The following is a 23,117-nucleotide window of genomic DNA, read 5'->3' as shown; positions in this document are numbered from 1 at the left end:
TGCGGTTGGGGATGGGGCCCCTGCAATGAGCGACACCAATCGAACGGCGTTGCTCGCGCTCCTCGTCACAAGCTACGACGATCTCAAACAACGTTTGACGCGCCGGACCGGGTCGGCCGATCTCGCCGACGAGGCCTTGCAGGATACGTTTCTGCGCTTGAGCAAGGCAGACGGCATCGGACCTGTTCGCGATTTGCCAGCATATCTGTTCCGCGTGGCGATGAGCGCCATCAGCAATCGGCGCGTTGCCGAACGGCGCCGTCGCACGGTGCCGCAAGCGGATGCGCTGTTCGATCTACCGGACGATACTCCCGGCCCGGACCGCATCATCGAGGCGCGATCCGAGATCGGTGCGCTGCGGCGCGCCATCCAGGAGCTACCGACCCGTCGCCGGGAGATCTTCATGGCGATATGTGTTGAAGAAGTACCGTTGCAACAAGTGGCAAAACGGTTCGGCATCAGCGTGCGCACTGTCCAGGTCGAGATCAAGCAGGCGCTGGTGCATTGCGCAGTGTGCATCGATCGGAACGCGCACATGCCACGAGCTGCGTTTCGGCGCCGAATTTCATTTACCGAGCGGGAGCGCGCGGCGCTGCATCCAGCCGGCGATGGCGATACGGTACTCGACCGGCGATTGCCCTTGGGCGGCAGCAGGTGACGCACAATGGCAAGACAAATCCATATCGTCCGTCGCGCCGAGGTGGCCACATCGCGCCCGGCGCTTGAGGTGCAATGTCTTCACCACGTTCGGCAACGTTCAGCGCGACGATCACGTGGCCAGCAGCCGTACGGCATAGTCGACCAGCTGTGCAGGCCGGTTCAATCGGAGTTGCGCAATGCTAGCGCATGAGAGCGATGCGCCTGCGACACCGGCGGCGTCGCCGATCGACTTCATGACATATCTCGCCGGCAAGGGCGCATTGCGCGACAGCCAGAAGGATGAAGGGGCTGCTCGCCCGCGCCATGCCGACGGATCGGCCGGCCATGTCGACTGGAGCGCCGTCACCAAGCTGACACCCTCGGCGCTGGCCGACGAGCTGGCCGGCTTTTACCGATGCGAGCGGGTTCGCCGCGACGATCTGGTCGACGGGCGCTTTGCCGGCGGCGAGATGTCGACCCGCTTCCTCAAGGAAGAGCGCCTGTTTCCCTACGAGGGCGCGGCCGGGACGTTACGTCTCGCACTGGCCTCCCCGATTGACGATGAAACGTTGCGCGCGGTCGAACTCATGCTGCGCCGGCCAGTCGCGCTTGCGGCAGCGACTGCCGACGATCTGGAAGCCGCATTGTCGCTACGGCTCGAACCCGATCAAACAAGCGACGCCCCGCAGCCCGGGACGGCCGGCGGCGAGGACGATCTCGACAATCTGCGCGACCTCGCGCGCGGTGCGCCGGTCGTGCGAGCGCTTGACGACCTGCTCCGCCTGGCGGTCGAGCAGCGGGCGACCGATCTGCACATCGAGCCGACCGGCAACACACTGCAGGTTCGCCTGCGCGTCGACGGCATGCTGAAGAACGTGCCGGCACCGCCGATGGCGATGGCCAAGGGCATCCTGTCACGGCTCAAGATCATGGCCGGCCTCAACATCACCGAGCGCCGGCTGGCGCAGGACGGGCGCGCCCACATCCTGGTCGGCGGCAACGAGATCGACCTGCGGGTCGCCACCATGCCGACGATGCACGGCGAATGCGCCGTCATTCGGCTGTTGCGCAAGGGAGCCGGCCTGGTCTCGCTCGACCAGATTGGGCTCAGCGCGCATCACGAGGCGGTTCTGCGCAAGGCGTTGCTTGCACCATACGGAATGGTGATCGTCACCGGCCCGACCGGGTCCGGCAAGACGACGACGCTCGCTGCATCGCTTGCCGTGATCAATGAACCCACCCGCAAGATCCTGACCATCGAGGACCCCGTCGAGTATCAGATCCCGGGTATCACCCAGACCCAGGTGCATCCAGGCATCGGGCTCACCTTCGCATCCGCGCTGCGCTCCTTCATGCGGCTCGACCCCGACGTCATCATGGTTGGCGAGATGCGCGATGCCGAGACGGCCCATATCGGCGTCCACGCCGCGCTGACCGGCCATCTGGTGCTGACCACGCTGCACACCAACACTGCCGCGGGCGCTGTGACGCGCCTGATCGACATGGGAATCGAGAGCTTCCTGCTGGCATCGTGCGCGCGGGTGATCGTCGCGCAGCGGCTGGTCCGGATCCTGTGCGACCATTGCAAGCAACATTACACCCTGTCGGCGGCGGATATCGCGGCGGACGAACGCTATGCGGCGCTTGGCATCGAGGCTGGCGAGGTGGTCTGCCGGCCCAAGGGCTGCGATTGGTGCAGCAACACAGGCTTCCGCGGACGCAAAGGCGTGTTCGAGATCATGGAGATCGGCGCGACGCTGCGACGGTCGATCGGCCCGAAAACCGATGCCTCCGAGCTGGAAGCCGTGGCCCGGCGCGCCGGCATGACGTCGATGACGGAGGATGGTGTCGCAAAATTGCGCGCCGGACAGACCACGCTCGATGAGATCTTCCGTCTGACCATGAGCCTGTAGGACGGTCATGCCGCACTACCGCTACCGCGCATTGACCAAGGCCGGCGAGATTATTCTCGGCGACGTCGACGCGCCCTCGCGCGAGGAGGTGCTGCGGCGGATCGAGTATCTCGGCCACCTGCCGGTCGAGGCCGAGATCGCAGGCCGCAGCGCGCTGCGCGCCAGCGTTTCGAGCGGGAGCCTGCCCCGGCAACGCGAGCTGACCACGTTCCTTCGTCTGCTGGCGTTGCTGCTTCGCTCCGGACTGACGCTGGAAGCTGCGCTCCAGACGCTGGAGGAAGACACCAACAAGGCGGTGGCCCGCTTTGCCGGCGGGCTGCGCTCCGCGGTCTCCGGCGGCGACGGCTTCGCCGAGGCACTCGAGCGCCACAACCAGGTCATCGAGCCGATCTACATCGCGATGGTGCGCGCCGGCGAAGCGTCCGGCAAGCTGGAAGTGGTGTTGCGGGCGATCGTCGAGGACCGGACGCGGCGCGAGCAGCTGTCGCAACGGATCTCGTCGGCGGTCCGCTATCCCATGTTCCTGGTAGGGTCGGCGCTCGTCATCCTGTTCTTCTTCCTGCTCTATGTCGTGCCGCAGTTCGAGTCGGTATTCAGCGAGCTGCGCGGCCGTCTCAATTCCGGCGCGGCCTTTGCGCTCACGATGTCCACCTGGCTGCGCGGCCATCTCGACATGTTCCTTGGCGGCTGCGGCGCAGTGCTGGTGCTGGGCTGGCAGATCCTGCGCCAGCCGGGCGCACGCGCATCGCTGATGTCGGTGCTCGCGACCATTCCCGGCATCTCCGGCCCGATGCATGATCGCCGCACCGCCCGCTTCATCGGGACGCTCGGGCTGCTGGTCGAGAACGGGGTCGCCTTGCCGACCGCGCTGAAGATCCTGCGCGATATCATGACCGAGCCCCGCTACGCGGCGGCCGTCGATAAGGTGCACGAGCAGGTGCGCAACGGCCGCCGTTTCATCGAGGCGCTGGCCGAGAGCGACCTGGTGCCGCCGCTTGCGGTCCGCATGCTCCGGGTCGGTGATGAGACCGGAGATCTCTCGGCCATCGCGCAGCACGCCGCCGACCTTTATGAGCAGCGGCTCGCCATCGGCCTCGACCGGCTGATGGGTGCGATCGGACCGATTACCATCATCGCGGTCAGCATCGGTATCGGAACGCTCGTGGTATCGATCATGAGTGCGCTGCTCAGCATCACCGAGCTTGCGATGTAGGGATGGCTGATGACGCGCGCGACGATCACCGGTTCGACGGCGGGCTCCACCCTGATCGAGATGATGGCGGTGATGCTGATCATCGCGATGTTGGCATCGCTGGTGGTGACGATGGTTCCGGGCACCGGGCGCGCCAGCCTGAAGGCGTTGACGCTGCAGACCGCAGCCCTGCTGCGACGCGAGCGGCTTGCGGCAATTCTCACCGGGCAAAGCCGCCGCGTGTCGCTCGACGGAAATGCGCGAACGATCGTCGGGCAGGCCGGCACGATCGCGATCCCTCGCGACGTCCGGGTCGATGTGATCGGCGTGAACGAGCTCTGGTCGGGACGACAGGCGGTCGTGCGGTTCGAGCCGGACGGCGCTTCGACCGGATCGGTGCTGAAATTCTCGTGGGAGAATGTGCGCTATGAGGTGGACGTCAACTGGTATAATGGCCGCGTTGCGGTCGATCTGCCCTGAACCTCGTTCGGCATGTGCGGGGTTCACCTTGATCGAGGCGCTGGTGGCATTGGCGTTGCTTCTGGTGTTCGTGTCCGTGCTCGGCCCGCATCTGTTCTACGCACGCCGGATCGCGGACAAGATCGACGGCCGCATTGCGGCACAGGTCATGTTGCGCACGATCCTGGATTCGCCGGTCGACCGCTCGACCCTTGCCAATGGAACGCGTGACGGCGAGACCGCCGGTCTGCGCTGGTCCGTCACATCGGAGCCCATATTCGTCGATGCCATGGCCGCGCGGCGGGACGCGCCGGCCGCCGCCGCGCCGGACAAGAAGGAAGAGCCCGGCGCCAAACGCCCGAACTGGATTGCATATCATCTCGTAGCGACAGTGTCGTGGGCGCCCGGACAGATGGTCAGCGCGGATACGCTGCGGCTCGGATTGGGAGCCGACGAATGAGCGCAGCCCTTCGAAGTGGGCTCCGTGCGGCATCCGGCTTCACGCTGATCGAGGTGCTGGCCGCGCTCGCGATCGGGTCCGCGGTGATTGCCGCAACCGCGGTTCTGATCAACAACGTTGCGCTGAATTTCGACCGCAGGACGGGTCTGGCGGGAAAGACGGATCAGTTGCTGCTCGCGGTCGACCGCCTCGCGGCGGACATCGGGTCCGCCCGGCAAGTGAAACAGGGTGACAGCGCGGACGCGACGGCCGCCTTCAACGGCGATGCGAACCAGATGACGTTCGTCACCGGAAGCAGTGCGGGCGGCGACCGGGGTGAGGAAGTGGTCAGCCTGCAGGTCGAGGAGACTGATGGCGTCAACCATCTGGTCCGGCGCCGCGCCCGATGGCAAGGACAACGCACTCCGTTTGCGAGCGTCGCGCTGCAGGACCCTGTCGGTGTGATCGAAGGCCAGGTCGACATCGCGTTTGCATTCGGAAGCACTGGTCCGGACGGCACCTTGTCCTGGAGTGCGACATGGATCGGGCAGCCGCTGTTGCCGCAGCTGGTGCGACTGACCGTTCGAGACCGCGCCAGCGGGGCCGATCTGTTGCCCGGCGTTCAATTCACGTTGCGCGCCGACGCGCCGATCGGCTGCGCCCAGCCCGGAGCCAACGCCGACTGCGTCGCCGGCAAGTCCGCGTCGCCGAAGGAGACGCCGGCCAAGGATCCGCCGGCCGGAGCACGCCGATGAGCGGGCGTCACACCCAACGCGGCATGGTCCTGCTCGCCGTGCTATGGGCGATCGCGCTGTGCGCCGCCCTCGCCATGGCAACGTCGACGACGTTTCGCAGCCTCGCCGGCATCGTTCGGATCGACCGGGAGCGTGTGCAAGCCGACGGACTCCTGACCGCGGGGCTCGAGGCCGCCGCCGGCATTGTTGCGGCGTTGCGAGACGCCCCGCCCGCCGAGCGCACCACCACGCTGACGTTCGCGACCGGATCCGTTCAGCTCACCATCAGCGATGAGGGCGGCCGGATCGACATCGGAAAGGCACCGGTCGAACTGCTCGCGTCGCTGCTCCGCTATGTCGGCGCCGAGGATGGCGATGCCGGCATCGTGGCACAACGGATCGTCGCGCTGCGCGACATCGCAGGGCAAGCGCGACCGAACGATGCGCAGCCGCGGCCGGGCGATGCGGCGAAGCCATCGGCGCCGGGCACGCCTGATCAGCCGGCGGCAGCGCCCACGCCGTTCACCGACATCGGGCAGATCGCTGATATCCCCGGCATGCAGGCGCAATGGATGGCTGCGATGGCGCCCCTGATCACCGTCTTCGGCAGCGACGGCGTCAATCCGCTCACCGCGCCGGTCGCGGTGCTGCGGGCCTTGCCGTCGTTCGATGCGGAGCATCTTGATGCCTTCCTCGAGATGCGGAGCTCGCCGTTCGTTGATCCCGAACGGCTCTCCTTCCTGCTCGGACCGGCGCAGAAATACCTGAAGGTTCAGCAGACGCATGTGGTCGGGGTGGACCTCGTCGCCGGCACGACCGGCGGATACACCGCCGCAGCCAGGGCGTTCATCGTGCTGCTCACCGACGACAAGCAACCGTATCGGGTCCTAGCCTGGACACCGATCTCGCGGTTCGCAAGGACAGGTGTCGTCGCATCGCTGGAGGCACGCTGATGAGCATCGACGTGATCATGCGGCGCTGGATCGACATCCTCGCCCGCCTGTGGCTCGGCTGGCAGGAGCGGCGGCGCGCCAGGCACTGGTTGAAGGTGACCAGGGTCGGCAGCGACTGGGTCGTTGAAGACGCGACGAAATCGGCGAGATCGACGTTCGCGGCGGGGGCTGTGGGCAATGCGCTACCGGATGAGATCATCCGCGCCGCACAGAAATCCTTCGTCATTCTCGAGCTTCCTTCCTCCGATATCGTTTCGCGCGCGATGAATGTTCCGGCGCAGGCGCGAGACTTGCTGGCTGGCATCGTGCGCAATCAGATCGAGCGGCTATTTCCTTGGCGCGCGAGCCAGGCCGCCTACGGCTTCAATGTGGCAACCAGCGCGGATGCAAATATCCTCAATGTGCAGATCCTCGCCACCTCGCGCGAGACACTCGATGACGCGTGCGGCCAGCTCGGCGCGCTGGGGCTGCGGGTCGACCGGGTCGTCGCGGGCAAGGGCGGCGGCGACGGAACGGTCACGCTGTGGTCCCGCCTCGCCGAAGCGTCCGACAGCAGTCTCTCGCGGACGCGCCGAATGGTCGTCGGCCTGATGGTCGCAGCGGTCTGCCTGACAATGGTGGTCAACGTCTGGGCCTTCATGAACGCTGCATCCGCGGACAGCGAGAGCGACGAGATCGGATCGCGCCTTGCGACGCTGCAACGCCAGATCAAGGGCAGTTCGTCGAAAGAGGCGATCGCCTCGCTCGCGCCCGCTGAACGGGCGCGCGCCCTGAAGGAGACATCGCCGGTCGCAGTGGTCGTCGTCGAAGCACTGTCCCGCGCCCTCCCCGACACGTCCTATCTGACGGAACTGAATATGGACGGCTCGACGCTGCGCATCGTCGGCCTCGCCGGCGACGCACCGTCGCTGATCGCGCCGCTCGAGCGCTCCGGACATTTCTAGGATGTGCATTTCTTTGCCCCTACGACGCGCAACGCCGACGGCGCTCGCTTCGTGTTTCACATTGAGGCCCGCGTCGAGCCGCATGTCAGGATCGATGGAGAGTGAATCGTGCTGAAGGCGAAGCTGAACCTCAACTTCGACATCAACCGCGAGCAAGTTCTCGCGGCCGGCGGATTCTGCGCGCTGCTGCTGATCTGCGCGATCGCGATTGCAGGCGCGCTGCAGGCACGCTCCAGCGCCCTGCAGCACCTCACCGAACAGCACGACGAATTGGCGGCGCTCGAGCTGCGTTCGCGGCCCGCTGCCGACAAGCGTGGACAGACCCAACGCCTCGCTGCGCCAATGGCCGCTTTCCTCGATGCGCCGACCAGCGGCCTCGCCACCGCGCAGCTCCAGGCTTATCTGTCCGAACTGGTGCTGAGCCAGCACGCGGTGCTGGTCTCGTCCGGGATTCCCGCCGATCGCGACGACAAGAACGACGCCATCAGGCTCCAGATCTCCCTCAATGCCACGCTGGCGGCATTGCAGACGTTGCTCTACCGGCTTGAAAGCGGCGCACCCTATGTGTTCGTCGACGCGTTGCTGGTGCAGCCGGGGGGATCAACCGAGCGGACTGCCGGCGATCCGGTCTTGAAGGTCACTCTGACGGTGCACGCTTTCTGGCGCCGCCGGACGGCTTGATCGATCGCAACCGTGCAAGGGCGGGCGACCTCAAAGGATGCTATTCGGCCGCTGCTCTCAACTGGCTCCGGAAGTAATCGATCGTTCGCTCAAGGCCACGGCCGAGATCAATGGTCGGCTCCCAGCCCAGCACAGCGCGCGCCAGCGAAATGTCCGGCTGCCTCTGACGAGGGTCATCGGACGGCAGCGGCGCGAACACCAGCCTGCTTCTTGATCCGGTCATCGCAATGACCTGCTCGGCTAGCTCGCGGATGGTGAATTCCCTGGGATTGCCGATGTTGATCGGCCCGGTGAAATCGTTCGGCGTGTTCATGGTCCGGATCATCGCCTCGATCAGATCGTCGACATAACAGAAGCTGCGGGTCTGGCGGCCATCGCCGTAGATGGTGATGTCGTTGCCGCCGAGCGCCTGGACGATGAAGTTCGACACCACACGACCATCGCTGGGGTGCATGCGGGGACCGTAGGTATTGAATATCCGCACAACCTTGATCCGCAGGCCGTGCTGGCGCCAATAGTCGAAGAACAGCGTCTCGGCACAGCGCTTGCCTTCGTCATAGCAGGAGCGCAGCCCGATCGGATTGACGTGCCCCCAGTAGGATTCGACCTGCGGATGGATTTCCGGATCGCCATAGACCTCTGAGGTCGAGGCCTGGAGGATCTTGGCCTTCACGCGTTTGGCAAGCCCGAGCATGTTGATGGCGCCGTGCACGCTGGTCTTGGTCGTCTGCACCGGATCGAACTGGTAATGGATCGGCGAAGCGGGGCACGCCAGATTGTAGATCTGGTCGACCTCGACATAGAGCGGGAACGTCACATCGTGGCGCATCACCTCGAAGCGGGGACTGCCGATCAGATGCGCGATGTTGGCCCTGCTGCCGGTGAAGTAGTTGTCGACGCAGAGCACATCGTGGCCCTGCCCGATCAGCCGCTCGCACAGATGCGAACCTAGAAATCCGGCTCCGCCGGTCACCAGCACCTTTGCCACGTCACTCTCTCTTCATGTCGGAGCTTGAAGCCGGTTGCCAGACCCACGCACGTCGAGCCGCGGGAACATAGCCCGCGACATGCGAGCAATCGCCGCTCTGCGAGCCGAACACCGTCCACTGCGTGATCTTCCAGACTTCGTTGCGGCGAAGCGACGCGCCGGCAAGGACACAGCTATTCCAGGGAGCAACCACGAATTGGATATCGTAACAGCCCGGCTCGATGCGCGAGACCGTGTAAAATCGCGAAGGCGGCAACGCCCCGGTAAACTGATCCGGCCCCCATTGCCCTGCCCCGCACGGCGAAATGTAGAGGTGCTGCAGCGGCGTGTTCGAGGCGTTGACGATGGTGAATTCAGCCGCGTCCGCAGCAGACGAGAGCATCGCCGCCATCGCCGTCACAACGAGCCGTTGATAAGATGAGCGATGCATGTGAGGCGAACGCACTGCGGACATTGATTGAAGCTGCCGCGTGGCAGGCAATGAAGGATAGCATCGCGCCATTGCAGTTTTATGGCGTTTCCCGTTGTAATTGTCTCGTCCGCAATGCGATGCGTGAATGCCTGCGCAATGCCGAGCGCTCGCGGCGGGCCATCCGGCAGAGCTTGCGTTTGCGGTAATCGAGATGAGCTGACAGCATGTCGCGCAACGCGAGAGCTCTCGGTGAACTGCGACGATTCAGGCGGCCCTAACCCGCAAAGATTTTTCGCAGGTCAACACGGCGGAAGGCTCGTCGCCCAAACGATATCGGCAACTACCGCTCTTGCGCCAAAAGCTCCGGCATCGCTTCGCAAGCTTGTGGATCGGCGACTGTATTGGCTGGAGACAGAGATGATCTGCCCGAGAATTGCAGGTTCCGCCCCAGTTCAATGTCGAGCTCGGCCTCGTCCTTGCCGATCTCGATACGGCGCCCCTGCCTTGGGAAACACTGCCGCGAGCCCAGTTGAGCGCGGATGCTCACGATTTGCCCATTCGGCTGTCCGGGGAAGAAATAATACCCGTCCTGATCGGTCGCGGTAGAGGTGATGCGTCCGGACTCGGTCGCTGCTCGAACTTCCACTCCCGGCGCGGGCATCCAGCCGTCCAGGGTGACGCGGCCCGCGATCAACTTGGCCCCGTCCGAAGCCTGACCGTTCCCGGAAGGCCGCAAAGCCCTGAAATTTTGCACATCGAGCGTCGTGCCCGGAGGCGCGTTCATCAACGACACCCTCACCTCCTTGACCCTTCCGAGCGGGAGGCCGGGCCGACGCCAGTCGTTGCCCTCGTCGATGAATTTGGACCAAGCCAACTGCGTCACATCGAGCGTGTGCGATACCCACTCATCGAGCTTTTTCAGACGCGGGACAGACCAGGTGCTGGACGACACACGCCCATCCCGCGGCTGATCTTCCAGAATGGAAACCGTGCCGCCGTCCTGCATCAGCAATTCGATCTTAAAACGGGATCCGAGGCAGCTCTCGCCATCCTTGCTTGCACAGCGCTTACGAACAGCAAGCTGCAGGTGGCTCGTGTTCCAGAGGTCGAGCCTCCAGGGTTTGATAACGACGCTTGCGTCGCCGACTTGATCAGCTCCAAGACTGACGTAGGAATTGGCCGCCGATGCGTCGGCGAAATGTCCCGATATGGCTTCGATGCTTGCGCGGTCCTTCAAGGAGACCCGGCCGATGATCGAGGTCGGCGCGTGATCGTCGACCAATGTGATCGAGCTCCTGCCGGTTTCATCCGGCGGGTTGCGGGTAAATGATTGCGTCTCTTTCCCGCCGATCCTCACCGAGGCGTGTTTGAGGTCCGGAACGTACACCGTGAGTCCGTGAAGGTCGCGCGTACCGGCGCGCATATCGGGCCAGGTTGTTTGCGTGACCGGATCTGTCCACGGCGTGATCGAGATCGTGGACCCATCAACGACCAGGTGCGAGGCGATGTTGGAATGCATCACCTGGTACCGAACCCACGTGTTCGCCGGCGGTGACCAGATGCGTCGGTCGACGCCGACCGAGCCATCGAAGTCATAGACGTAGTTTGCAAACCGTCGCATCCATTTCCGAACGGCCGGCGTCACCGGCTCCTCCGGCGAGGCCCGAAAAACCGCCGTTCCTTCTTCGGAGCCGAAATGGGTGTAGATCAGGCCCTTCACCTTCTTGCCGCGGTTGATCGACTGGAGGTGGGAGGCAATCAGCATGGCGAGGGCGTTGCCCTGGGACACGTTGCAACTCGGCCCGCAATAGAGCTCCTTCCTTTCGTCCTCGGGAATATCCGCGAGCAAGGCTCGCGCCGACGCTTCAAACTTGTCTTCGCTACTAGTGTCCAATACCGGTGGTGACGCGCGAGGCAAATTGTAGAGCTGCTGGTAGGTCGACGTGAGCGGTAGCAGCCCGTGCTGAACTTCAGGTCCGTCCGGAGCCGCGAATATATCCTTCCCATCGGCAGGAAAATACGACCAGACCGCGAGCACGCCAAGCTTTCTCAAAAGGTCGGAATGGTAGGCATGGCTCTGCTTATCGTCAGCAAGCGGGGCATGTGTATCGACGAGGGCGGGGCTGTCGAACGCAACAAACTTCGAAACCTGGCCTGGAACGCCGAAGTCCTGAATAAGCGTGTTGCCGCCATGGGACGTCAGTATGGCAGGGCGAACGTTCCATGCCTCCAGCCAGGGGATTTCGGACAGAACCGTGTGCCGGCTGAAATGATCACGCTCCACTCTGGTGACGGAAGCGGAACATCCGGTCGCGCAGGAAGGCGCGATAAACTCAATCCGGTCGATCGACATCGGATCGACAGGCTGCGTCACGCTGTTGGACTGCAGCGGGACGATCACCTCGACGATCCAGCCCAGCGATCCAACCTCAAATTGAATGCCTTGTCCGCGAACAACATCTCCTGGACCAAAAATGGTCGATCGACCTTTGGTATCGTGCAACATGATCGAAAGGTCGGCTGGCGGAGCCGCGGAGAAGTAGAATCTCACGTTGCGGCTTGGCTGAGGAGGCAGAACGACAGAAGATGCCGGCATGGTCAGGCTCGATCGTACCGCCGACAGGGAAAGCGGCGGCTGAATCTCCGTTCGAAGCGGTAATGGACTGTCCTCGTGCCAGCTGTGAAAATGATCGATGTTTCCGCGATGCCACTCTCGCAGCAGCAGGGCAAAAGTGGGTTCGGAGCCGATACCCGAAGGGGATCGATTCAACTGTCCCGGGCCAACAAAAAACGCCGAGATTTCCTCGCGACCTTGCGGCCAAAGCGAATCCGATATGGTCAAACCGAGTTCTTCATTGAAGAAGCGGTGAACGGCAGCGCCATGCCAGGGACGAAGCGCGTCGGTGTCCGAGGCAAAGCTGACGATATGCGAGAACGGATATGGCAATATGCGAACCGGGGCATCCGGTTTCCCGCCATCGGCAACCGCTGATGCCGCCCCGAGCGCACAGCATCCGAGCGTAACGATCAGGCGCAGGACAATCAGATAGGCGCCCGGCTTTTTCATCTCGACGTATCGGAAAGGATTTTGGCCAATGGCGCCGTTAGCTCCTGCGCGAGCCATTGATGTCCGAGTTTCGAGTAGTGTCCGTCGTATTGAAACGTCAGCAGCCTCGGCACGTCCCCGTATTTCCCCGAGAAGTTGGGGTTCACGCAGGTGTATCCGTTCTTGGCGCAGTACTCTGTTATATTTCTGACAAAGCCCTTTGCGCCCGCGGCAACTTTGGTGCCGTCGGCCAAGGTCAGCGTGATCTCACAATTGTTCCGGCACTGTGCCTGATCGACCCCGGTATGGAATATGAAATTCTGACCAGGGTGGTGCTTCTCGATATATGAGACTATGTCGGTCCAGTATTGGAATGCCTCCTTGCCGGGTTGCGGCATGACATCGAAAGGCACCGTCAGCGTCGTGCCGAATGGAATTCCTTTGACATATTCCGGCAGCGTCGGCTTGACGGTAAATACCGCAAAAACCGGTGAAGCGGTCCGGAAGGTCAATGCACCGCTGGCATCATGGAGGAAATTGGGAAGTGGGCTGTTCTCCGGATCGAATCCCAATCCGTCGCGCAGCATCGTTGGACTGACCTGGGAGACCAATCCCGCAAGCATCGACACCAAAGTGCCCTGAACTCCGAACTTCGACGTATAGTCTCGAATTCTTGGATAGTTCGTACCGATGTCGCCATTGTCGGTCGCAGCGGAGATAACCTCGACGCATCGATGCATGGCCACGCCGAGACTTTCCTCGAGAAGAATATTGATCTTTTCGAAGGGGCGGACCTGAAGGGCGACCATGTCGCTGCCACCCGTACTGGCGAGACGGATGCAGTTATCGGGATTGTCGAAAAAGCGGTCGCGATCGACATAACCCCGGTTATTTACGAATGTGGTAGAGTCGTACTCTTGGACCGTGCCGGCGCCTGGCCAGTATTGGCGGCTATGCGGTTCGTAGAACGCTGCGTATGGAGACGGCTTGCGGGCGCCGATGAATTTTGCGCGGGCTGAATCAGGGGCATGGCCGTCCTCATTGACGTAGATCGAACGCACGTCGATGACGAGGTCGTCGCGCGCGTATGACGGAACGAACCATCGACCAAGTGTTGGGGAATGTTCGAACTCTTCGCGTCTCAGGCGAAGGGAAACCGGTTTCGTCGGATCCACTGCGGTGAAGGCGAAGGTACCGTCCGTCGCGAGCACACCCTTTGTCGTGGTGCCGGACTCTTGCAGCAATTCGATCGACGTGTTCGGCGCAATGGCGCCCCCGACGACCTTGCCCGCCAAAGTGACTCCGTTGCTGGTTGCCGGTGGCGCCGGCCGGACGAGAGCGAGCGTCTGGAAACGCATTGTCGTTCCGGCCGCACCATCGACCTTCACGAACCATTGCGAGATCGCCTTCGTCTGACCGTTTCTCAGGTTCAGAAGCAGGTTGGGAGGTAGCGGGACGGTCACCTGGCTCCCGGCAAGCTTTATATCTCCGACCACCTGCGCGTTGTTGGCACGCGTGACGATGTCGTCGGGAAGGACCGGCGGAAGCAGACCTGCCGGCTCCGTGCTCTTGGCGGCCAGATCCAATACCCAAGCGAGAGATTGTCCGTCGCTGAGAATAAATCCGACTGTCAGCTTACCCGTCGTCGGAGGGGCTGCGAACTTGATCTGTAAATGGGTGGCGTCCCTCGCCGGAGTGAAGTCGGGTGACCAGATCAGCCACGCCTGTCCATGAGTGATCTCGAAATCCGCTTCGCTGACGCTGATTGGGCCGGATCGTCTTTCGCGAAAATCACCGCCGTAAATCTCGAAGAGCCCGTTCTTGCGATAGGGCCCCACGGCATCAAGCATCGCAAAAACCGGCGCGCCTCGCCCGCGATACTCACTCGCATCCGGAGCGTGGTCGACCAGCGTGCCTCCGGCGCCAGCCAGCAACGACTCCAGCGTCGCGACGCGCGCGGACAACTGGTGAAGCTCAATCTCCGCCTTCTTGTCGAAGGCCGATTGCGTTGGAGCAGGTGGCGGCGGCGGAGGAGGAGGAATTTCCGGCTTGGGCGGAGTGCGTTCAGCCAGCATACGATCAATCCGCTGATTGATGTATCGGCGCGTCTTCTCGACCGTTGCCGCTATGCCGCCGCAAATCGCGACGACCAGGATGACGCCAGCAGCCGTCCTTCTAAGCTTCGAACTCGTCATGTTGAGCAAGCGAATGTCCCAAGGAAAGAGCTGAAGCCTTATGGGCGAAAGGAGAGCTTGTCTTCGGTTAGCACGACCTCGTCGCCCTTTTTCTCGAAAGCGATGGTGCCGTACCGCTTCATGCCATCGAACTTGGCGCGATTGTACTCATCCATGCTTTCGACCGAGATCAAATAGACCACGACTTTTGGGCTCGAGCTGAACTCGGGTTGCGCGAGATAGTCCTTGGCGTAGCGGGCGGCGGTGGCCTTGACGAGATCGGGAGCCTCCGCGCCGGATTTCTGCAGCTCGACCAGGTTCGGTTTCAAGTCCAGCACGAGAATGAGGTAGGTGTCTTTGGCTGCCGCGACCCGATGTTCTTTCTCTACCACAAGTGGCGCGGCGGCCGCGAAGGCAAAGGAAATTCCTGCCAACGACAGCGTCCCCATGATGACGGTCTGGCGCAGCAGACCAAATGCGCTTGGGAAGCGGCTTTTCATGTTCCGGCCCTTGACTTTGGGGCTATCTGGCTGAGCTTTTTGGCTCCGTCAAGCTATCAATTGGCCCACGGCTCGGCCCTGCCCGGCCGGGATGCCCGCTGGCCCTGCCGTCGAGAAGAATTATCCCCGTTCAAGCCCTTGCACGGACAAGCCCGGCTATGTCAGAAGGGCGATGTTTTCAACCAAAGGGTGGTCAAGTGACTGGTTCCACGGACATCGTGCGGCGGTCGAGAATCGCAGAGATCGATATTGCTGCGTACCCCTACCTTTCAGCACTGGTCGAGCGACAGATTGCCGCGTGGCCCCAGCATGAGGCCACCTTGGCGACCAGTCTCGGCAACAGGTCGCTCGAGGTCATGCGCGACACCGAGGCATCGTCGCAACTCGTCACCAAGATTGCGCTGCATCACTTCGGGACCATCGACAAGATTTGCCACGATTACCGGTACTTCTGCGAGAGCATGATCCTGGAAGCCGAATTGTTCTTCCGGCGCAACGGACGCTATGAGCGCTCCAAATTCAGCGAGGCCGTTCGCGACGTCTACTCGAAGCCCGACGTCATGGAAAAATACATGAACGGGCTGCTGCTGTCGGGCGTGTTCTGGCACAACCATGCCTGCGCGCTGACCTTCTATCGGAGCCAGTACCTGCCGATGCTCCCGGAAGGTTACCGTCATCTTGAGGTGGGGCCCGGCCATGGCGCGCTGCTCTATCTGACGGCAACAGATCCGCGGTCCGGCTCGATCGTGGGGTGGGACGTCAGCGAGGGCGCCATCGCGGCCACGCGGCGCACGCTGGAAGTGATCGGCGTCAGCGATGAGATCGAGTTGGTCCGCCAGGACATGTTCGACGCCCCCGACCAGCGCGACACCTTCGACAGCATCGTCGTGAGCGAGTTGCTCGAGCATCTCGAGGACCCGCTCAAGGCGCTGCGATCCCTGATCCGCTATCTGAAGCCCGGCGGAAGGATTCTCGTGAACATGCCCGCCAACAGCCCTGCTCCCGATCATCTCTACCTGATCGACAAGCCGCAGGAGATGATCGACCTCATGACGTCGGCGGGCTTCGAGATCGAGAAGAGCGAGCTGTTCCCGATGACGGGCTATCGCCTCGAGCGGTGCCTGAAGGACCGCCTGACGATCAATTGCGTGGCTGTTGGACGGCGGCCCCGCTAGGGACTCGTTGCGTCGAGAAGGGATGCCATGCTTTTCCAATCAGCGGCCGCCGTCGTTAGCGGGCCCTCCCTGAACAGCTTCGAGTTTCTGTACATATCGGCGGCCGCCATCATCATCTGCTGCGCCGTCAATCTGCAGATGGCGCGCAATGCCGCCCTGCTGCTCCTGAGCTTCGCATTCTTCATCAGCTTCGGATTCGACCCGGCGTCGATCATCGTCCTGGCGGGCTTCCTTGCCGTTTCATACGGGATCGGCCTGTTTCGCAAGCAACGCGGCGCGCGCTTTACCATGGAAGCGCAGCTGCTTGTCGTAGCGCTGCTCTGGATCTTCCTGTTTCTCGCGCGCGACCCCCGACTGTTGGGAGGGGCCAACCCGTTCCATTACATGCCGGTCCACATCATCGGCATTTCCTACATGGTGTTCCGTTGCGTGAGCTACCTGATGGAAGTGGAATTCATCGAAAGGCCGAGCTTCCTTCGATTTTGCACCTACGTGCTGTTCTTTCCCGCACTGCTGGCCGGCCCGATCGAACGTTATCGGAGCTTCGAGCAGCAGCTGGCATCTCCGGTCTTCGATTCCAAGGCGGTCATCCCTGCACTTCATCGCATCGCCAACGGGATGATCAAGAAGTTCGTCATCGCCGACAATCTATCGGCGTTCGGCATCTTTTCATTCGACAATGCCACGCAAATGTCGGGGCCGATGTTGTGGGTGGGGGCCCTGGCCCAGCTCGGCCTCATCTATCTCGATTTTAGCGGCTATTGCGACATCGTGATCGGGACGGCCTCGCTGATGGGCTTCAGGTTGATTGAAAACTTCAATCGGCCGTTCGATTCAACGACGATCCAGGAGTTCTGGAATCGGTGGCATATCTCGCTCAGCACGCTGGTGAGAGACTACGTCTTCACGCCACTCAACTTCATTGTCATCAAGAAGGCACCGCGCAGTATTCAGTTTGCCCTGATATCGGCCGTGTACTTCCTCTCGATGATCCTGATCGCGCTTTGGCATGGGGTGACGTGGGGTTTTCTGGCCTTCGGCACGGTGCACGGCGGAGCCCTGGTTGCGAGCCAGCTCGTCCGCAAATACGTCGGCGTCAAGAAGGGGCCGGTCGCCACCGGGCCGTCGATCTATCTCCGCCGCTTTCTCGTCTACGCATTCGTCTCGACGACGCTGATCCTTTGGCTCAAGTCCTACTCGGAGTGGGGCGCGATCTACGGCAAGATGCTGGGGCTGTATCCATGACATTGGGACGCGACGACATTCTCAAGATCGTGTGGCTGGCCGCGAAGATCGCCATCATCGTGCTGCTGTCGAATACCGGCCAAGCTCTGTTCGTCTACCAGAATTTCTGAACGCTGATGGTCGAGACTCCAAAAACAAAGGGATTCCGAGGTCGCGACGTTCTCGCGCGTCTGGGAGTGACGGTTGCCGCGCTGATCGCGATACTGGCCTGCCTGGATGTCGCGTTGCGAGTGGCCGTTCCAGCCAGCGGCATCTTTCAGGCGACGATCGACGTCCAGTCACCGACGGCTCTTTATGCCAAGCTCGAAGAGTTTCGAAAGTTTGACGGATTGAAGGTCGCCGTTCTGGGCGACTCCTTGATCTTCGGCCGCGCCATGCGGGACAAGGGCGATACCGCCTGGCAGGCGCATACCTTGTCGCGCCAGTTGCAGAATTGGCTTGCCGAAAAGCATCCCGGCGAAAAAGTACTCGTCGCCAACTTCGGCATGAACGGAACGCTTCCGACCGATCTTGAGAACCTTGTGCGCATCGTTCTGCCCTCGAAGCCGGATGCCATCGTGTTCGATCTGAGCCTGCGGTCTTTCTCCCGGGATTTCGATCGCGAAGGCGAAACCAGAACCCGCCTCTGGTTGGACACTCTCTCCGTGGATGCCAACGGGACTTATTCCACCGGCAAAGGGGATGGCGGACTAGCGAGATGGAGCCACGACGCACTGGTCAACTGGTGGTTTCTGTACCGGTCACGCGACTTTCTCCAAGCCCTGTGGTTCGACGGCAGTCCCTTCAACTATCTGGTGGGCCTGCGAGACGCCGCGGACAAATGGCTGCAAGGCTCGGCTGGGGCCACGAGCGACGACCTTGGCGATGTCGTGCTGCTGATGCGGGCACGGGCGCGATACGAGAAGATCGATCTGGCCCCCGATAACCCGCAACGACAAGCCCTGGATCGGATCCTGCGCCGCGTGTCGGAGGCAAAGCAGCCCACGCTGATCTTCTACGCGACCGAGAATCCCAAAGTATTGCCCGACCTGCTTCCGCAGCAAAAGTTTGCCGACCTGCAGGCTCAACTCGTGCAAATCATCTCACCGCGGCCTCCGGAGCGAGTTTACGTTGGGCCGCTCGCTACCCTTCCAGCGTCCGAATTCCTCGATCACGTCCATCTCGATAAGGCCGGCTACGCCCAACTGAGCGCGGAACTAGGCCCGCCCCTGAACGCCATGATCGGGAGACGATGAGGGAGCCTTGTGAATGCCGGTGCCATCTGCTAGTTCTCGCGCCGAAAAGGCGGATTTTACGGGGCTTGCTCGGCAATTTCGACGCCGCCGTCTCACCCAAATCATGGGATGATTGTGATGACTGACGAGGAAATCTATTCCCGCCTCACGCCGATTTTCCGGGACGTCTTCGACGACGACGCGCTAACGCCCCATCCGGAAATGACCGCTGCAGAAGTGCCGGCGTGGGACAGCCTGAGCAATATTCGGCTGGTCGTCGCTGTCGAGGTGGAGTTCAAGATCCAGTTCTCGACCGGCGAGGTTGCCGCCCTGAAGAACGTCGGCGAGTTCGTCAACGTCATTCGTCAAAGAGCTGCGCGTTGAGCGAACAGCCACGAGTGCTGCTGTGGAACGAGCTTAAGGAAGGCATGACCGTCTCGCTTCCGTTCCGGATCGGTCAGAGCGAGATGGATGCCTTCCGAAAGCTGTCAGGAGATTCGAGCCGCATTCATATCGATTCCGAATTCGCGCGGAGCCGCGGATTCGCGGGACCCGTGGTGTACGGCGCGCTCACGGTCGCCAGACTTTCGCATCTGGTCGGAATGCACTTGCCGGGCGACCTCGGGCTGGCGACGAGCTGGCGGATCGACTTCAACAAGCCGCTCTACATCGACGAGGAAGCGACCTTTAACGGCGAGCTCACTCATGTGTCGCAATCCACTCATACCGTCAGCCTGAAGTTTCGGGTGTACGCGGGTGAGAAACTGATAGCCAGCGGCACCGCCGGATCCAAACTTCTAGATGAATGATTCCATCCTGGGGTCGACGCCATGACGTTTCAGCTTCAAGAACTGCCCTGGTTAGAGGCGCCGCCGGCGGACTTCAAGGCGCTATGCAGCGCGCTTGACGCGTCCGACGAGCCGAACGGCGCCGAGATCGCCGCACTTGCCGCCAAAAACCTCAACACGGACCAGCTCACGCGCCTTTCGAAGAGCATCGAACGCGCGCGAACCAAGAAGAAGGCGATTTCGCCGCTTCGCGAATTTCATCTTGGATTGCTCGGTAACGGTACGACATGCCTGTTCGCCCCTGCCCTTGCCGCAGGCGCCGCGCGTCATGGCGTCCTGCTCCGCGTGACTCAGGCTGATTACGATCAGGTTGTGCAGGAAGCGCTCGATCCATCCTCCGCGATCAACTCGTCCAAGCCCGACGCCGTTCTGCTGGCGCTCGATTTCCACGGATTGCCCCTCAACGACGGCGGCAGCAGCTCGTCGAACCAGTCCGCCCTCGACTACGTGGGCATGATACGTGAAGGTCTCGAGCGCGGCGCCGGAGTGCCGGTCATTTTCCAGACCGTTGCCTGCCCTCCGCAGCCACTGTTCGGAAGCATGGACGCGCAAGTCTCGATGTCGATGCGCCGCCAGATTCAGGATTTTAACGACGGGCTTCGCGAGCTCGCCGCGAAGCGGGGTGACTACATACTCGACGTCGCTGCCTTGGCGGAATCGATCGGCACCCAGAACTGGCACAATCCCGTGCAGTGGAATCTCTACAAGCTGCCATTCGCGCAGACAATGGTGCCGGTCTACGTTGAATATGTTGGACGCCTGCTTGGCGCCATCCGCGGCAACGCCCGCAAATGCCTCGTGCTCGATCTCGACAACACGATCTGGGGCGGCACGATTGGCGACGACGGACTGGAAGGGATCGTTCTCGGACAGGGCGATGGGGTCGGAGAAGCCTTCTCCGAAATCCAGCGAACGGCGCTTCAGCTGCGCGATCGCGGCGTTATCCTGGCGGTATGCTCGAAGAATACGGATGAAGTCGCGCGACAACCGTTCCGGGAGCATCCCGAGATGTCGCTGAAGCTCGAGCATATTGCGGTCTTTCAGGCCAACTGGAGCGACAAGGCGACCAACATCGAAGCCATCGCCAAGACGCTGAATATCGGGCTGGATTCCATGGTGCTGCTCGACGACAACCCCGCCGAGCGGAGCCAGGTCCGAAAGGCGCTGCCGATGGTGGCCGTGCCCGAACTGCCCACCGATCCTTCGCTCTACGCGCGTACGCTTCTGAACGCGGGCTATTTCGAAGCCGTGACGTTTTCCGAAGAGGATCGTCAGCGCGGTGACCTCTATCAGGCAAATGCCCAACGCGCGGAGCTGTCGGCGAAGTCCCGCGACATGGAAGAGTTTCTGGCCTCGCTCGGAATGACGATCGAATTCCACGCGTTCGATGCCGTCAATCTGGGGCGGATCGCGCAACTCATCAACAAGACCAATCAGTTCAATCTGACGACGCGGCGCTACACGCATTCCGAAGTCGAGACCATGTCGCGTTCGCCCGATTGCCTGACCTTCCAGATCAGGCTTCGCGACCGCTTTGGTGACAACGGGGTCATCGGTGTCGTGATTGCGCGCAAGAAGGACACGAGCTACGACATCGACACCTGGTTGATGAGCTGCCGGGTCCTCGGGCGGCGGGTTGAGGAAGCCATCATTGCCGAACTTGTCCGCCATTGCCGTTTGAATGGCGTCGATACGCTCGAGGGAAGCTACCTGCCCACCGCCAAGAACGGGTTGGTGCGCGACCTGTACAAGAAGCTCGGATTTGCGCCGGCCGGCGGCACAGATGACCACCACATCTGGAAGCTGGACATCTCCGAATACGACGTCCCGTCCTTGCCGTTCGAGGTTATTCGCGACGCCGAAAATGCCTGAGGTCCGGCGTTCGCGCCCCGCGCCGCTGACCGCGGAGCGGTAGCCGCAGCGGCTGGATCTCGCGCCGGCTGGCTGCTCCGCGCTTTCCTGGTCTGAGACGGTCAGCGAAGCAGACTGTCTCGCTGTCTCGCGATCGAATCGGCCTCCCCCGGATTCGCTCGCAAAACGGGAACTTGCAGCGACGGGCGAGAGACTTTCAATGATCTCGCCCCGGATGCCGCCGACGTGGCGGCGGCTGATGCCAACCCATGGAAGCCGGCCAGTTTCGGCCTATACACGTGCTTTTTCAGGTACTTAGCTGACATCGTGCACTGGATGACTGGGGCGGGAGGGATCGAACCTCCGAATGGCGGAATCAAAATCCGCGAGGATTTCGAGCAATATCAACGTCGGTTCTGAACTACAGGCCAATTCGGCGCCCAATCCGATCAATAGGTTACTGGGCAATTTCAGAACGCGTTGGGACAGACAGCGTGACCGGATCTGACGACAAGCGCACCAGTTACCGTCGCCATGATCCGCGGTTGAGGGGCTACGACGTGTCGACCGTCAAGGTCGGCGTCAACTACCGCTTCTAAGACCCTCGCTGACTCCGAAGAGGCATGACGCGGGGCCGTAGCCCTCGCGCCCTCCAGCATATCCTCGTGGCATAGCCGTTGCTGATATTCATCCGCTGGGATTGCAGTCCCCAGATTGAGACAGGGCGTCGCCGGGACAAATCATTTCGGGCCCGGCGGCGTATCTTTTTGGGACCAACGGGTCAGGCGCCGGGACGGTAACCGGAGCGCCGAACGGGCGGATTGTATCGATCCAAGATTACGGTTTTTGAGAAACTCTGCGTCGAGCGCGAGATCGCGTCGTTGAACTTGTGATAGTGGTCAAACTGCTGCTGTTCATCGCGCAGATGCGGCGCTTCGCCGGACGAAAAACGCCCATTGGCAGCGCTCCAACGATCGGATCCCGACACGACACAACCCCGTCTTGGTTCAGGTGCAGGTTGGTTAGCATCGTTGGACCGGCATCACTGTATCGTCGTGGTCACAGCGCCAGCAATCCGCCCGGCATCGGCACACAGAATGTTTCCGTGGGTCTCCGTGCGTGAACAGAATTGCGCCCCAGCGGCAGGATGGCGCGGGGCCGTAGCCCCGCGCCTTGCTCTATTGTCCCAGCCGCCGGCGGTGCAGCACCGACCTCGGCCCGCGCTTGAGCGCGCCCAGCAGCGCTTCGCCGCTGACGGGCCGCTTCAACGCGAAACTGCGGAGCAAGATCGAGCTCGCGTCGGCTACACGGATGAAAACGGCGACTACCGGAAAATCATAGCGGGCCTCCGCGCCGGCCAAGTCAGGGTCACGGCGCCGGACGGTCGCAAGTGGACCGAGGACGCCAAACCGTCAGTTCCTGCTCAGTAGCACCGGAGGCGCCCGCCGCGGACGCCGCCCCCGGCCCGAGAGCTGATTTGGCAAAAATCCATCCCCTTCCCTAGGGGAATACGCTATTCGGGGAAGGCTCGTTCGCCCTTGAGGGAGCGCCCCCATGGAGCTTACCGAACTCGTAGTTGGCGGATTTCTGCTTTTGCTCGCCGGCCTGTTCGTCTTCGGCCTATTCTCCCGTCACCGCAATGGGCCATGGCGCTGCTCATCGTGGGGCTGCTGGCCATCGCGATAAACGCCCTTAAGTCCTTGTCCTCAG

The 23,117-nt window shown here is 62.2% G+C and carries 21 protein-coding genes; 15 read left to right on the top strand and 6 right to left on the bottom strand.

What is annotated here, in order from left to right; all coding sequences use genetic code 11:
* Window positions 1-25 precede the first annotated feature (25 nt).
* From ACVIGB_RS44985 to gspM, 9 genes are all read left to right on the top strand, one after another.
* Window positions 26-658 (top strand): RNA polymerase sigma factor, encoded by a 633-nt coding sequence (locus tag ACVIGB_RS44985; RefSeq protein ID WP_456724444.1) that lies wholly within the window; start codon window positions 26-28, stop codon window positions 656-658.
* Between the two features lie 178 nt (window positions 659-836).
* Window positions 837-2,552, top strand: coding sequence for a GspE/PulE family protein (locus ACVIGB_RS44980; RefSeq protein ID WP_456724445.1), 1,716 nt, complete (start codon window positions 837-839; stop codon window positions 2,550-2,552).
* Window positions 2,553-2,559: 7 nt separating this feature from the next.
* Window positions 2,560-3,765, top strand: coding sequence for a type II secretion system F family protein (locus ACVIGB_RS44975; protein ID WP_456724446.1), 1,206 nt, complete (start codon window positions 2,560-2,562; stop codon window positions 3,763-3,765).
* 9 nt (window positions 3,766-3,774) lie between these two features.
* The gene (locus ACVIGB_RS44970) at window positions 3,775-4,224 is read left to right on the top strand and encodes a prepilin-type N-terminal cleavage/methylation domain-containing protein (protein WP_420969872.1); all 450 of its coding nucleotides are present in this window, start codon (window positions 3,775-3,777) and stop codon (window positions 4,222-4,224) included.
* Window positions 4,163-4,663 (top strand): prepilin-type N-terminal cleavage/methylation domain-containing protein, encoded by a 501-nt coding sequence (locus tag ACVIGB_RS44965; RefSeq protein WP_456749338.1) that lies wholly within the window; start codon window positions 4,163-4,165, stop codon window positions 4,661-4,663. The genes ACVIGB_RS44970 and ACVIGB_RS44965 overlap by 62 nt, the downstream gene beginning before the upstream one ends.
* On the top strand, window positions 4,660-5,397 hold the full coding sequence (locus ACVIGB_RS44960) for a PulJ/GspJ family protein (RefSeq protein WP_456724449.1): 738 nt from the start codon (window positions 4,660-4,662) through the stop codon (window positions 5,395-5,397). The genes ACVIGB_RS44965 and ACVIGB_RS44960 overlap by 4 nt, the downstream gene beginning before the upstream one ends.
* Window positions 5,394-6,329: a general secretion pathway protein GspK gene (locus tag ACVIGB_RS44955; protein ID WP_456724450.1), complete on the top strand. Its 936-nt coding sequence runs from the start codon at window positions 5,394-5,396 to the stop codon at window positions 6,327-6,329. The genes ACVIGB_RS44960 and ACVIGB_RS44955 overlap by 4 nt, the downstream gene beginning before the upstream one ends.
* Window positions 6,329-7,273, top strand: a complete 945-nt coding sequence (locus ACVIGB_RS44950; RefSeq protein ID WP_456724451.1) for a PilN domain-containing protein — start codon at window positions 6,329-6,331, stop codon at window positions 7,271-7,273. Before ACVIGB_RS44955 ends, ACVIGB_RS44950 begins: the two co-directional genes overlap by 1 nt.
* 108 nt (window positions 7,274-7,381) lie before the next feature.
* Window positions 7,382-7,954, top strand: coding sequence for a type II secretion system protein GspM (gene gspM / locus ACVIGB_RS44945; protein WP_456724452.1), 573 nt, complete (start codon window positions 7,382-7,384; stop codon window positions 7,952-7,954).
* A 40-nt stretch (window positions 7,955-7,994) separates the two neighbouring features.
* Here the strand turns inward: gspM and ACVIGB_RS44940 are convergent, their stop codons facing one another.
* The 5 genes from ACVIGB_RS44940 to ACVIGB_RS44920 form a co-directional block, all read right to left on the bottom strand.
* Window positions 7,995-8,942 carry a UDP-glucuronic acid decarboxylase family protein gene (locus ACVIGB_RS44940; RefSeq protein ID WP_456724453.1) on the bottom strand — a complete coding sequence of 316 codons (948 nt, stop codon included), beginning with the start codon at window positions 8,940-8,942 and terminating at the stop codon, window positions 7,995-7,997.
* A 1-nt stretch (window position 8,943) separates the two neighbouring features.
* A complete protein-coding gene (locus tag ACVIGB_RS44935) occupies window positions 8,944-9,324 on the bottom strand; it encodes a hypothetical protein (RefSeq protein ID WP_456724454.1) in 381 nt (126 codons plus the stop codon).
* A 370-nt stretch (window positions 9,325-9,694) separates the two neighbouring features.
* On the bottom strand, window positions 9,695-12,421 hold the full coding sequence (locus ACVIGB_RS44930) for a carboxypeptidase-like regulatory domain-containing protein (RefSeq protein WP_456724455.1): 2,727 nt from the start codon (window positions 12,419-12,421) through the stop codon (window positions 9,695-9,697).
* Entirely contained in the window at window positions 12,418-14,604 is a 2,187-nt protein-coding gene (locus tag ACVIGB_RS44925; protein WP_456724456.1) for a hypothetical protein, read from the bottom strand. The genes ACVIGB_RS44930 and ACVIGB_RS44925 overlap by 4 nt, the downstream gene beginning before the upstream one ends.
* Window positions 14,605-14,633: 29 nt before the next feature.
* On the bottom strand, window positions 14,634-15,074 hold the full coding sequence (locus ACVIGB_RS44920) for a hypothetical protein (RefSeq protein WP_456724457.1): 441 nt from the start codon (window positions 15,072-15,074) through the stop codon (window positions 14,634-14,636).
* Window positions 15,075-15,394: 320 nt separating this feature from the next.
* Here ACVIGB_RS44920 and ACVIGB_RS44915 point away from each other — a divergent pair, with 320 nt between their 5' ends.
* The 6 genes from ACVIGB_RS44915 to ACVIGB_RS44890 all read left to right on the top strand — a co-directional run bounded on the left by ACVIGB_RS44915 (window position 15,395) and on the right by ACVIGB_RS44890 (window position 21,428).
* On the top strand, window positions 15,395-16,249 hold the full coding sequence (locus tag ACVIGB_RS44915; protein WP_456749337.1) for a methyltransferase domain-containing protein: 855 nt from the start codon (window positions 15,395-15,397) through the stop codon (window positions 16,247-16,249).
* A gap of 27 nt (window positions 16,250-16,276) precedes the next feature.
* The gene (locus ACVIGB_RS44910; RefSeq protein ID WP_456724459.1) at window positions 16,277-17,494 is read left to right on the top strand and encodes an MBOAT family O-acyltransferase; all 1,218 of its coding nucleotides are present in this window, start codon (window positions 16,277-16,279) and stop codon (window positions 17,492-17,494) included.
* A 116-nt stretch (window positions 17,495-17,610) separates the two neighbouring features.
* Window positions 17,611-18,729, top strand: a complete 1,119-nt coding sequence (locus ACVIGB_RS44905; protein ID WP_456724460.1) for a hypothetical protein — start codon at window positions 17,611-17,613, stop codon at window positions 18,727-18,729.
* A gap of 117 nt (window positions 18,730-18,846) precedes the next feature.
* The gene (locus ACVIGB_RS44900) at window positions 18,847-19,092 is read left to right on the top strand and encodes an acyl carrier protein (protein WP_456724461.1); all 246 of its coding nucleotides are present in this window, start codon (window positions 18,847-18,849) and stop codon (window positions 19,090-19,092) included.
* A complete protein-coding gene (locus ACVIGB_RS44895; protein ID WP_456724462.1) occupies window positions 19,089-19,517 on the top strand; it encodes a MaoC/PaaZ C-terminal domain-containing protein in 429 nt (142 codons plus the stop codon). The genes ACVIGB_RS44900 and ACVIGB_RS44895 overlap by 4 nt, the downstream gene beginning before the upstream one ends.
* Before the next feature lie 21 nt (window positions 19,518-19,538).
* On the top strand, window positions 19,539-21,428 hold the full coding sequence (locus ACVIGB_RS44890; protein WP_456724463.1) for an HAD-IIIC family phosphatase: 1,890 nt from the start codon (window positions 19,539-19,541) through the stop codon (window positions 21,426-21,428).
* Window positions 21,429-22,188: 760 nt separating this feature from the next.
* Here ACVIGB_RS44890 and ACVIGB_RS44885 read toward each other — a convergent pair.
* The gene (locus ACVIGB_RS44885) at window positions 22,189-22,395 is read right to left on the bottom strand and encodes a hypothetical protein (protein ID WP_456724464.1); all 207 of its coding nucleotides are present in this window, start codon (window positions 22,393-22,395) and stop codon (window positions 22,189-22,191) included.
* Window positions 22,396-23,117 lie beyond the last annotated feature (722 nt).

It is taken from the genome of Bradyrhizobium sp. USDA 4341 (genome assembly GCF_054063755.1).
Note: the sequence above shows the minus strand (reverse complement) of the source record. Positions and strands in the feature narration are given on the sequence as shown.

Coding starts and splice junctions, on each gene's coding strand:
- ACVIGB_RS44980 (WP_456724445.1), top strand. CDS start 837: ATGCTAGCGCATGAGAGCGATGCGCCTGCGACACCGGCGGCGTCGCCG.
- ACVIGB_RS44975 (WP_456724446.1), top strand. CDS start 2,560: ATGCCGCACTACCGCTACCGCGCATTGACCAAGGCCGGCGAGATTATT.
- ACVIGB_RS44930 (WP_456724455.1), bottom strand. CDS start 12,421: ATGAAAAAGCCGGGCGCCTATCTGATTGTCCTGCGCCTGATCGTTACG.
- ACVIGB_RS44970 (WP_420969872.1), top strand. CDS start 3,775: ATGACGCGCGCGACGATCACCGGTTCGACGGCGGGCTCCACCCTGATC.
- ACVIGB_RS44935 (WP_456724454.1), bottom strand. CDS start 9,324: ATGCTCTCGTCTGCTGCGGACGCGGCTGAATTCACCATCGTCAACGCC.
- ACVIGB_RS44910 (WP_456724459.1), top strand. CDS start 16,277: ATGCTTTTCCAATCAGCGGCCGCCGTCGTTAGCGGGCCCTCCCTGAAC.
- ACVIGB_RS44950 (WP_456724451.1), top strand. CDS start 6,329: ATGAGCATCGACGTGATCATGCGGCGCTGGATCGACATCCTCGCCCGC.
- ACVIGB_RS44960 (WP_456724449.1), top strand. CDS start 4,660: ATGAGCGCAGCCCTTCGAAGTGGGCTCCGTGCGGCATCCGGCTTCACG.
- ACVIGB_RS44920 (WP_456724457.1), bottom strand. CDS start 15,074: ATGAAAAGCCGCTTCCCAAGCGCATTTGGTCTGCTGCGCCAGACCGTC.
- ACVIGB_RS44905 (WP_456724460.1), top strand. CDS start 17,611: ATGGTCGAGACTCCAAAAACAAAGGGATTCCGAGGTCGCGACGTTCTC.
- ACVIGB_RS44955 (WP_456724450.1), top strand. CDS start 5,394: ATGAGCGGGCGTCACACCCAACGCGGCATGGTCCTGCTCGCCGTGCTA.
- ACVIGB_RS44985 (WP_456724444.1), top strand. CDS start 26: ATGAGCGACACCAATCGAACGGCGTTGCTCGCGCTCCTCGTCACAAGC.
- ACVIGB_RS44965 (WP_456749338.1), top strand. CDS start 4,163: ATGTGCGCTATGAGGTGGACGTCAACTGGTATAATGGCCGCGTTGCGG.
- ACVIGB_RS44890 (WP_456724463.1), top strand. CDS start 19,539: ATGACGTTTCAGCTTCAAGAACTGCCCTGGTTAGAGGCGCCGCCGGCG.
- ACVIGB_RS44900 (WP_456724461.1), top strand. CDS start 18,847: ATGACTGACGAGGAAATCTATTCCCGCCTCACGCCGATTTTCCGGGAC.